This window comes from Streptomyces katrae (assembly GCF_000966975.1).
In the GTDB taxonomy this organism is placed as follows: domain Bacteria; phylum Actinomycetota; class Actinomycetes; order Streptomycetales; family Streptomycetaceae; genus Streptomyces; species Streptomyces katrae.
Genome location: NZ_JZWV01000500.1, coordinates 1 through 7,095 on the forward strand (window position 1 = coordinate 1; position 7,095 = coordinate 7,095).

The window sequence follows — 7,095 nt, forward strand, 5'->3', positions numbered from 1 at the left end:
CCCCCGGCAGCCAGACCCCGGCCCCCGGAACCGGCCTCCTGGGCGGCACGGGCGACCTGCTGCACCCCCCGGCACAGGGCCAGTCCACCCCGGCCGCCCCGGTGGCCCCGGGCCTCCCCCAGCCGGACATCACCATCCCGCCCCTCCTCCCCAACCTGCTCCCGGGCCTGGGCATCAAGGCGGAAGACGCCGAGTAGGCGCACACGAACGCCGGCGGGGCTGGAAGATCCAGCCCCGCCGGCGTTCGACGCGCAGACAGACGGTCAGAAGAACACGGACCGCCGCTGCACCAGCAGCTTGTACAGCGTGTGCTGAATCCGTTCCCGCACCTCATCCGTCAGGTTGAACATCAGCATCGGATCCTCGGCCGCCTCCGCCGCATACCCGTCCGTCGGGATCGGCTCCCCGAACTGGATCGTCCACTTCGTCGGCAGCGGCACCGCCCCCAGCGGACCCAGCCAGGGGAACGTCGGCGTCAGCGGGAAGTACGGCAGCCCCAGCAGCCGGGCCAGCGTCTTCGCGTTGCCGATCATGGGGTAGATCTCCTCCGCCCCCACGATCGAGCACGGCACGATCGGAGTTCCCGCCCGCAGCGCCGTCGACACGAACCCGCCCCGACCGAACCGCTGCAGCTTGTACCGCTCACCGAACGGCTTCCCTATCCCCTTGAAGCCCTCCGGCATCACCCCGACGAGCTCCCCGGCCTCCAGCAGCCGCTGCGCGTCCTCCGCGCACGCCAGCGTGTGACCGGCCTTGCGCGCCAGCTCGTTGACCCCCGGCAGCATGAACACCAGGTCCGCCGCCAGCAGCCGCAGGTGCCGCTCCGCCGGATGGTGGTCGTGCACCGCGACCTGGAGCATCAGCCCGTCCAACGGGAGCGTCCCCGAGTGGTTCGCCACGATCAGCGCCCCACCCTCCTTCGGGATGTTCTCCACGCCCTTGACCTCGACCCGGAAGTACTTGTCGAACAGCGGCCGCATCAAGGACATCAGGACCTGGTCCGTCAGCTCCTTGTCGTAGCCGAACTCGTCGACCTCGTACTCGCCCGTGATCCGCCGCCGTAGGAACGCCAGCCCGCCCGCGATACGCCGGTCCCACTCACCCGCACCGCCCGCCCGGCCCGCGGGAGCCTCCACGGACTCCTCCACGGGCGACGGCAGCCCCACCGGCCCGGACTCCCGGGAAGGACCCGGCGGCTGCGCGGGAGCCGCCACCGCGTCCACCGCCCGCGCCCCGCGCGCACCGCCACCGCGCCGCCGCGGCCGGTCCTCGCCGAACGGAATGACCTTGGCGTCCGCCACTACCGCTCCACTCTCTCGTCCACCTTCAACAGCCCCGCGACCCGGTCCACGGCCCGCCCCACCCGCTCCGGCGGCAGCAGCCCCTTCCCCCGGCTCCGCGCGAAGTCCGCGAAGGTCTCCGCCGTCGTGTACTGCGGCCGGAACCCCAGGACCTCCCGCATCTGCGCGGTCTCCACGACCCGCCCGTGCGTCAGCAGCCGGATCTGCTCCGGCGAGAAGTCCGTGGCCCCCACCGCCCGCAGCGCCTGACCCACCCACGTGACCGCCGGCAGCAGCAGCGGCACCGCCGGCCGCCCCAGCCGCCGCGCGCACTGCGACAGCAGCAGCACGCCGTCCCCCGCGATGTTGAACGTCCCGCTGTTCAGCGTCCCCCGCCGGGGCTCCCCCGCCGCCAGCCGCAGCACCTCCACCACGTCGTCCTCGTGGACGAACTGGAGCCTCGGGTCGTAGCCGAGGACCGTCGGCACCACCGGCATCGAGAAGTACTCGGCCAACGCCGAGTCCGCGAACGGCCCCAGGATGTTCGCGAAGCGCAGCACGCAGACCGCCACGTCCGGCCGTCGGCGCGCGAAGCCCCGTACATAGCCCTCGACCTCGGAGGCCTCCTTCGCGAAGCCGGCCGCCGGCAGCGACTTCGGCTGCGTGGTCTCCGTGAACACGGCCGGATCCCGGGCCGTGCCCCCGTACACGCTGGTGCTCGACTTCACCACGAGCCGCCGCACGGTCGGAGACTTCTGGCAGGCACCCAGGAGCTGCATCGTCCCGATGACGTTGGTCTCCTTGACGGCGCTGCGCCCGCCCGGCGCCCCCGGCGCGCCTCCGGTGACCGCCAGATGGACCACCGTGTCCACCGCGTACTCGGCGAGCACCCGGGCGATCGACGACTGTCTGATGTCCGCATGCACGAACTCGGCCGAGCCGAGCCGGTGCGGCGGGGTCACCGCGTCGACCGCGACGACCCGCTCCACATCCGGGTCCCGCTGGACGCGGCGCACGAAGCGGCCCCCCAGCTGCCGGGCAGCCCCGGTGACGAGCACGACCTTCCCCACGAGCTCAGCGCCTCCCTCGAGAAGTACCCGGCTGCACCGCAGCCCCTCCACCAGGATGGTGGAGGGGCTGCGGAAAACACGTACAGCTGCCGTTTACTTCTTGTTACGGCGCTGGACGCGGGTGCGCTTGAGCAGCTTGCGGTGCTTCTTCTTAGCCATCCGCTTGCGCCGCTTCTTGATAACAGAGCCCACGACTACCCTCGCTCACTTCTTCTCACTGGTGCGGGGCGTCTGGGCCCACACGACCTACGTCGGCCTAGCCTACCCGCCCGAGCTCCGAGCTTGTAATCCGAGGCTTCCGCAGGTGTGGCCCGAGCCTCATTCTCAGGCCGACTCCACCCCCACGTAGGACTCCCGAAGGTACTCGTGGACCGCGTTTTCGGGGACCCGGAAGGACCGGCCCACCCGGATAGCGGGCAGATGACCGTTGTGCACCAGCCGGTACACGGTCATCTTCGACACTCGCATCACCGAGGCGACCTCCGCCACGGTCAGGAACTGAACCTCACTGAGAGGCCTCTCGCCAGCAGCCATGACACCCACCTGACCTTCCGCGCATGACGGGCACCGGCTTCCCCTCCGGTTACTCCTCGTCGTCGCACGCTCACTCCCCAGAGTAGGGGCGCGTGATACGGCTGGGGAAGAGGAGCTACGGCCACTCCTGACGCACCGGCAGCCCCGCCCGCTGCAACACGAAGCGCGCGAGCGGCCCATAGGCCGCCGAGAACACCGCGTCATCAAGCGGAACCACCGCCGCCACCCGCCCCTCGGCCTCCCCCACGAACAGCGCGGGATCGTCCGTATCAGCCAGCCCGATCGCCTCCACACCCAGCTGACCTGCACCGCAGACCCACCCGTGATCACCCACCACCAGTTCCGGGAGCGGCCCCCCGGACTCCGCAAGCGCTCCGAGCGCCACCCGAACCGGCAGCGGCGAATGAGTGTGTGCGCCGGTGGCACTCGCCGCCGCCCGCGCGCCGGGTTCCCGCACCAGTGCGACTCCCCGTACGTAATCGATCCGGTGCGTGCGTACGCCGAACCGGGTCGTCATGTCGACATGGACCCCCTGCGCCGGGGTGAGGACAACACAGCCCGCCGCCGACATGGCACCCGCCAAACCGGCGTAGAAACCCAGCAGCCGATGCGGATGCCCCGTACCGAACAGCACCGGCGAACGCGCCCCGGCCGCCTCCCGCAGCCGCTCCGCGAACACCCCCAGCGCCGCCACCGTCCGCTCCGGATCGATCACATCGGGCCCGCTGACCTGCGCCGGATCCGCGGAGACCCCGCACCGGTCCGCCATCAGCCCCAGCAGCGCGCCCACGTCCCAGCGGCCCTGCGGATCCAGCCCCAGCAGCACCCGCGGATCCCGCGCCGCGAACAGCCGGTAGCTGCGCAGGCTCTCCTCCCGCGTAGTGGCGACCGGTCCGGCCAGCCGGGCCGCCAGCAGATGCGCGCGCAGCGCGCCCTCGCTCAACACCCTCCGATGCTGCCGCACACGACCTGCCGGATCATCAGTTCCGGGCAAGCGCCGCACAGTTGGCGTAACCACGCCACGCCACACCATGCCGCGACACCGCCCGTGCATGACCAACCGTCACATCAGCATCCCCCGCAACGGGAACACCGCCCGTCGCGTCGCCAGAACGGCCTGATCCGTTCGGTCCGCCGGGTCGTACCCCGCGTCCCAGTCCCGCCACTCGGCCTCGCGCCCGTCCGTCATCCGGGCCGGCCCCCGCTGCCGCGTCCGCGCGTACACCTCGTCCCGCCAAACCTGCGGCACCATCGCCGCCGGATCCACCGGCCGGTGCGCCGCGATCCCCACCAGGTGCGTCCACGACCGCGGAACCACGTCCACCACCGCGTACCCGCCACCGCCCAGCGCCAGCCACCGCCCGCCCGCGTACTCGTGCGCCAGCCCGTGACAGGCCTCCTGCACCGCCCGCTGCGCGTCCAGGGACACCGCCAGGTGCGCGAGCGGATCCTCGAAGTGCGTGTCCGCCCCGTGCTGGGTCACCAGCACCTGCGGACGGAAGTCCGCCAGCAGCTCCGGCACCGTCGCGTGGAAGGCCCGCAGCCACCCCTCGTCCCCGGTCCCGGCCGGCAGCGCCACGTTCACCGCACTGCCCTCGGCCGCCGGACCGCCCGTCTCCTGCGGCCAGCCCGTCTGCGGGAACAGGGTCTGGGGGTGCTCGTGCAGCGATACCGTCAGCACCCGGGGGTCGTCCCAGAACGCCGTCTGCACCCCGTCCCCGTGGTGCACGTCCACGTCCACGTACGCGACCCGCTCGGCCCCCAGCTCCAGCAGCCGGGCGATCGCCAGCGCCGCGTCGTTGTACACGCAGAACCCGGCCGCCCCGCCCGGCATGGCGTGGTGCAGCCCGCCGGCGAAGTTCACCGCGTGCTCGGCCTCCCCCCGCCACACGGCCTCCGCGGCCGCGACCGACTGGCCGGCGATCAGCGCGGACGCCTCGTGTATCCCGTGGAACGCCGGATCGTCCACCGTCCCCAGCCCGTACGAACCGTCCGCCACACCCGGATCCGCCGACACCTCACGGACCGCCGCCACGTAGTCCTCGCGGTGCACCAGCCTCAGCGTGGAGTCCCCGGCCGCCGGGGCCGCCCGTACCTCCATCTCCCGGTCCAGCCCGAAGGCGCGCACCAGGCCCATGGTCAGCGCCAGGCGCACCGGGTCCATCGGATGGCTCGGCCCGAAGTCATACCTCGTTACCGCCTCGTCCCACATCAAAAGCCCGGTCACCGGCTCGCCGCTCATGCCGCACACCGTATCGGGCCCGGTCCACAGCGCCGAACGAGCGGGCGTGGACCAGGGTGACGAGGACCAGCGCCATCGGGACCACCATGGCACCCCGGTAGTTCCAGGCGTCCCCGATCCCGCCCACGAGCGGCGAACCGACCAGGAACCCCACGTAGTTGAAGATGTTCAGCCGCGCGACCGCCGTGTCCGAGGCGTTCGGGAACAGCCGTCCCGCCGCCGCGAACGTCTGCGGAACGATCACGCACAGCCCGATCCCCAGCAGCGTGAACCCGAGCATCCCCACCCAGGCCCCCGGGGCCGCCGCCACCACCCCGAACCCGGCCGCGGCCACCACCGCACCGCAGCGCACCACGGCGACGGCCCCGAACCGCCGCACCCCGAGGTCCCCCACGGCCCGCCCCACGAGCGTGGTCACCATGTACACGTTGTAGGGGACGGTCGCCAGCTGCTCCGAGCTCCCCAGCACGTCCTGGAGGTACTTGGCGCTCCAGTTCGACACCGTCGAGTCCCCGATGTACGCGCACGCCATCACCAGGCACAGCGGCAGCAGCAGCCGCCCGCCCCGCTCCGGCCACCCCTGCCCGGCCTCCCCGGCCCCGGCACCCTTCACGTCGACGTAGTACCGGCTCCCGATCAGCGCGAGCGGCAGCACGGCCACCACGGCCGGCAGGTATCCCGTGAACAGCGACAGGTGCCAGTGCGCCCCCGCCCAGGCCGCCGAGGCCCCCACGATCCCGCCCAGGCTGTACGCGGCGTGGAAGCCCAGCATGATGGAGCGCCCGTACGCCCGCTGGAGGCTGACGCCGAGCATGTTCATCGAGGCGTCCAGCGCACCGACCGCCAGCCCGAACACCCCGAGGGCCAGGGCCACGTGCCACATCCGGCTGCCGGCCCCGACGCCGAGCAGCGCCAGCAGCACGACGGGCTGCGCCCACCGCAGCACGGCACTGGGCGCGACCCGCTTGACCAGGTGCTCGGTGGCGACGCTGGACACCCCGGCGAGGACGGGTACGGCGGCGAGGAAGGCGGGCAGCAGGCCGTCGGATATCCCGTACCGGTCCTGGATGGCCGGGATGCGGGTCACGAGCAGGGCGAAGGCGACCCCTTGGGCGAAGAAGCTGAAGCCCAGGGCACCGCGGCCCCGCCGCAGCCGCACGTCATCTGTCATGGCGGCACAGCGTAGGCCCCGCGGCTACCCGTGGGTAGAGAGATCACACGGCGAATCCGAGCAGGGCGGGCAGCTCCTTCATCTCCCCGAAGCAGGCGGTGGCCCCGGTGAGCTTGGACGCGGGGACCATGGAGGTGAACCCGAGCACGTCCATGCCGGCGGCGCGGGCGGCCTCGATCCCGAGCGGGCTGTCCTCGACGACGACGCACTGGGAGGGGTGGACGCCCATCATGTCGGCGGCGTGCAGGAACAGGTCCGGCGCCGGCTTGCCCAGGGCGACCTCCTCGGCGCTGAAGATCCACTCCTCTTCGAACCACTCGTCGAGTCCGGCGGCGCGGTGTGCGACGCGGATCCGTTCGTGGCTGCTGGAGGAGGCGACGCAGTACGGCACTCCGCGCGCGGAGAGTTCCCCGAGCACGTCGGTCACCCCGGGGACGGGATGGAGTTCGCTCGCGAACGCGGCGAAGATCCGCTCGTGGAGGATCCGGTCGAAGTCCTCCGGCAGCCGCTGCCCGGTGCGCTCGTGGACGAGGTCGTGCACCCGGTGCACGGCGCCGCCCATGTAGTCGCGCAGGGAATCCTCGTAGGTGGTGGGGTGCCCGACTTCCGTCAGGTACGTGGCGAGGATGGTGTTGGAGATCGGCTCGCTGTCCACGAGGACGCCGTCGTTGTCGAAGATGACCAGCTGGTAGACCATCAGCCCACCATACGAGTGTCCGCCGCGCCTTCCCCGCAGCGCGGTGCGGGTAAACGGCTGAAACGCAGAAAAGCCCCGCACCATGAGGTGCGGGGCTTTCC

The 7,095-nt window shown here is 71.9% G+C and carries 8 protein-coding genes and 1 pseudogene; 1 reads left to right on the plus strand and 8 read right to left on the minus strand.

The genetic code is table 11. The annotated features are described in order from the left end of the window. A pseudogene (locus VR44_RS18390) lies at positions 1-197 on the plus strand (DUF5667 domain-containing protein); the annotation flags it as partial. Between the two features lie 66 nt (positions 198-263). On the opposite strand, the gene VR44_RS18395 reads toward VR44_RS18390, so the two are convergent. From VR44_RS18395 to VR44_RS18425, 8 genes are all read right to left on the minus strand, one after another. Continuing rightward, positions 264-1,301 carry a lysophospholipid acyltransferase family protein gene (locus VR44_RS18395; RefSeq protein ID WP_045948619.1) on the minus strand — a complete coding sequence of 346 codons (1,038 nt, stop codon included), beginning with the start codon at positions 1,299-1,301 and terminating at the stop codon, positions 264-266. Continuing rightward, complete coding sequence (locus tag VR44_RS18400) at positions 1,301-2,350, minus strand: NAD-dependent epimerase/dehydratase family protein (RefSeq protein WP_045948620.1); 1,050 nt, start codon at positions 2,348-2,350, stop codon at positions 1,301-1,303. The genes VR44_RS18395 and VR44_RS18400 overlap by 1 nt, the downstream gene beginning before the upstream one ends. Before the next feature lie 93 nt (positions 2,351-2,443). Then, the gene (locus VR44_RS42700) at positions 2,444-2,542 is read right to left on the minus strand and encodes a 30S ribosomal protein bS22 (RefSeq protein ID WP_003948845.1); all 99 of its coding nucleotides are present in this window, start codon (positions 2,540-2,542) and stop codon (positions 2,444-2,446) included. Positions 2,543-2,674: 132 nt separating this feature from the next. After that, positions 2,675-2,884, minus strand: a complete 210-nt coding sequence (locus tag VR44_RS18405; protein WP_008738568.1) for a helix-turn-helix domain-containing protein — start codon at positions 2,882-2,884, stop codon at positions 2,675-2,677. Between the two features lie 115 nt (positions 2,885-2,999). Then, on the minus strand, positions 3,000-3,830 hold the full coding sequence (locus VR44_RS18410; RefSeq protein WP_045948624.1) for a phosphatase: 831 nt from the start codon (positions 3,828-3,830) through the stop codon (positions 3,000-3,002). A gap of 117 nt (positions 3,831-3,947) precedes the next feature. Then, on the minus strand, positions 3,948-5,096 hold the full coding sequence (locus VR44_RS18415; protein ID WP_052713694.1) for an acetoin utilization protein AcuC: 1,149 nt from the start codon (positions 5,094-5,096) through the stop codon (positions 3,948-3,950). Next, complete coding sequence (locus VR44_RS18420; RefSeq protein WP_045948622.1) at positions 5,068-6,297, minus strand: MFS transporter; 1,230 nt, start codon at positions 6,295-6,297, stop codon at positions 5,068-5,070. The genes VR44_RS18415 and VR44_RS18420 overlap by 29 nt, the downstream gene beginning before the upstream one ends. 43 nt (positions 6,298-6,340) lie before the next feature. Beyond that, complete coding sequence (locus VR44_RS18425) at positions 6,341-6,994, minus strand: HAD family hydrolase (RefSeq protein WP_045948623.1); 654 nt, start codon at positions 6,992-6,994, stop codon at positions 6,341-6,343. Positions 6,995-7,095 lie beyond the last annotated feature (101 nt).

What these genes read in the sequence shown, in the direction of transcription:
- VR44_RS18405 (WP_008738568.1), bottom strand. Translation starts at nt 2,884, where the DNA reads ATGGCTGCTGGCGAGAGGCCTCTCAGTGAGGTTCAGTTCCTGACCGTG.
- VR44_RS18415 (WP_052713694.1), bottom strand. Translation starts at nt 5,096, where the DNA reads ATGTGGGACGAGGCGGTAACGAGGTATGACTTCGGGCCGAGCCATCCG.
- VR44_RS18420 (WP_045948622.1), bottom strand. Translation starts at nt 6,297, where the DNA reads ATGACAGATGACGTGCGGCTGCGGCGGGGCCGCGGTGCCCTGGGCTTC.
- VR44_RS18425 (WP_045948623.1), bottom strand. Translation starts at nt 6,994, where the DNA reads ATGGTCTACCAGCTGGTCATCTTCGACAACGACGGCGTCCTCGTGGAC.